Source organism: Streptomyces sp. YIM 98790, assembly GCF_011421595.1.
Classification (GTDB): domain Bacteria; phylum Actinomycetota; class Actinomycetes; order Streptomycetales; family Streptomycetaceae; genus Streptomyces.
The window spans coordinates 1-2,011 of sequence record NZ_WTLH01000368.1 but is presented as its reverse complement, the minus strand read 5'-3'; the positions used below and the strand labels follow the sequence as shown (position 1 = coordinate 2,011).

Below are 2,011 nucleotides of genomic sequence, written 5' to 3'. Positions count from 1 at the left end.
TCACCGGTCAGCTTCAGGCCCTCGGCCTGGGCACGGACGACGAGCTGGTCGATCAACCGCTGTTCCACTGCGGCCGACGGCTGAGCCTCAGCCGCCTCGATCGGACCGCTCTTGGGCATGTTCTCGCTGGTCACAGGCGCATCTTCCATGATCGGGATACACCGCTCGTTTTACAGTCCCCCGGTTAGCGGCTGCCGTCCTTGAGGAAGCTGCCCCAGGCCCAGCACAGGACCGGGAAGCCGAGCTCGGCCAGCGCGAGGCGTGCGGTCTTTGCGTCGGATGGTTCGGTGCCGGTGGCTTCGGTGATCAGGTCCTTGACGTAGTACAGCCCTGCCCCGATGAGTACGTACCAGTCGCGGTGCTGGTTGAAGGCGCCGCTGTGCGCGGGCGTCAGCCGGGAGGCCGCGGCTTCGGCCTGCTCGCGGGTGATGGTGTGGCGCTGGCCGTCGGCGGTGAACTGTGCGGTGCTGCTGGTGCTCACGATGAAGATCCCTTCCCCTGCTGGCCGTCGCATTCCGTGGAACCACGAGCGGCGGCCAGTGTCTTCATGAACGCTTGCGTAGGAAGCCGGGTGTGGTGCCCCGATCCCGCCCTCGTCGGCTTCGGATCTGCACGTGGTGATGTGCTGTGCGGTGTGCACGGTCACCTGTGCGCGGTGCTGAGCTGCGGCGTGTCTGGGGAGTCGAACCCCCGCGCTGCTCCTCGCGCGCCAGGAGAGGGCCGGATTGACCGCCGGCCCGCGGTGTGTGCACGCCTCCGAAGCCGACTACCTGCTCCACCTCGGCTCTGCGAGTCAGTCCAGAAGGTCAACCTCCCAGTTGGTGCGCTGGATGCCCATATCGATCTCGCGGATCTGCCGGGCAAGGTCGTCGGCCTGCGCCCGAAGCTCAGCGACCGGGAGAGCGGCGAGCATCATGAGCTCCGAGCGCATCTGCCGGGCCATCCCGCGCTCGTTCTTCCCGGAGGCGGCGTCGGCCGCCGCTGTGATCACCGAGTGGCGAAGCCTCAGCACGTCCCGGCGCGCCAGCGCGTCAGTGAGCGTGCCGCCGCCGTCCATCTCCACAGTGGCGTTGGTGCGGTTGATGCGGCGGATCAAGGACTCCAGCTTGTCCAGGGCCTGCTCAGCCTCCCGCAGCAGCTCCGCGGCGTCCTCCGCCGGAGTCTCGCCCTCCTGGTAGCGGGCCGCGCCGACGATGCGCGAACGCAGCTGCTCCACTCGCCGCGACGCATCCGCGCGCAGCGCCAGCGCCTCGGCCAGTTTCACGGCTGTCTCCCTCCGGGCCTCATGGAACCCCGTTCAGTATGCGACCCGCAGTCTGGGGGTACCGGATGGGGGGCCGCCAGGCTCCGCTCTTGCGGCGTTCAAGGCGCCGCGTCCACCGGCGCCATATCGGGTACTATCCAACGCCTCGTAGATCACGGGAACTCGTGGACCAGCTGAATCTTCCCGACGATGTGGGCGTTGAACTCGTCGAGCTCCTCGGCCGGTACCCACAGTTCGAGAATCGTCTGCCCGCCTGCCTGCTGGACGGGATAGCGGCTCAGGAACTCTGACTCGACCTCGAACCGGGTGACGAAGCCGGCGCCGTCGTACTGGACGTTCCAGTCTTTCGCGATCTTGATGGCGTAGTCCTCATTGAGGACCGGGTAGAAGATCGGCTGCTCGGGCAGCCGGGGCGGCCATGCTTGCCAGTTCAGCTCTCGGACCAGCTCCAGCTCCTTGGGGCCGGTGGGGCGCCACAGAGTTGTCGTTGGCTTCTGGCTGGTCACGGGGATTCGCCTTCCGGGCTAGGGAATCCGCTGGTGCGGGCTGGTCGAGGGCGCAGACGATACCGTCCGTCTGAGTAGCTGTTGTCTTTCCGAACCTGGTCGTCTTGTTTCCGCTGGTCAGGCATTGAGCTGATGCCTCGACGGCAGTGATGACACGTCGTGTCGTCTTTTCGGTGGAGGTGCCGGGTGCCGTCGGTGATGGGGCTGCTGGAGGAGCGGGAGCGTGCTGCTCGGCAGCGGG

3 protein-coding genes are annotated in these 2,011 nt (G+C 67.1%); all 3 read right to left on the bottom strand.

Annotation, left to right across the window (positions count from 1 at the left end; translation table 11 throughout):
* Positions 1-184: 184 nt before the first annotated feature.
* Positions 185-481 carry a hypothetical protein gene (locus tag GQS09_RS28090; protein ID WP_313896384.1) on the bottom strand — a complete coding sequence of 99 codons (297 nt, stop codon included), beginning with the start codon at positions 479-481 and terminating at the stop codon, positions 185-187.
* A gap of 312 nt (positions 482-793) precedes the next feature.
* On the bottom strand, positions 794-1,264 hold the full coding sequence (locus GQS09_RS28085; RefSeq protein WP_165990327.1) for a DIP1984 family protein: 471 nt from the start codon (positions 1,262-1,264) through the stop codon (positions 794-796).
* Positions 1,265-1,416: 152 nt separating this feature from the next.
* The gene (locus GQS09_RS28080; RefSeq protein WP_399552629.1) at positions 1,417-1,776 is read right to left on the bottom strand and encodes a hypothetical protein; all 360 of its coding nucleotides are present in this window, start codon (positions 1,774-1,776) and stop codon (positions 1,417-1,419) included.
* Positions 1,777-2,011: the final 235 nt, after the last annotated feature.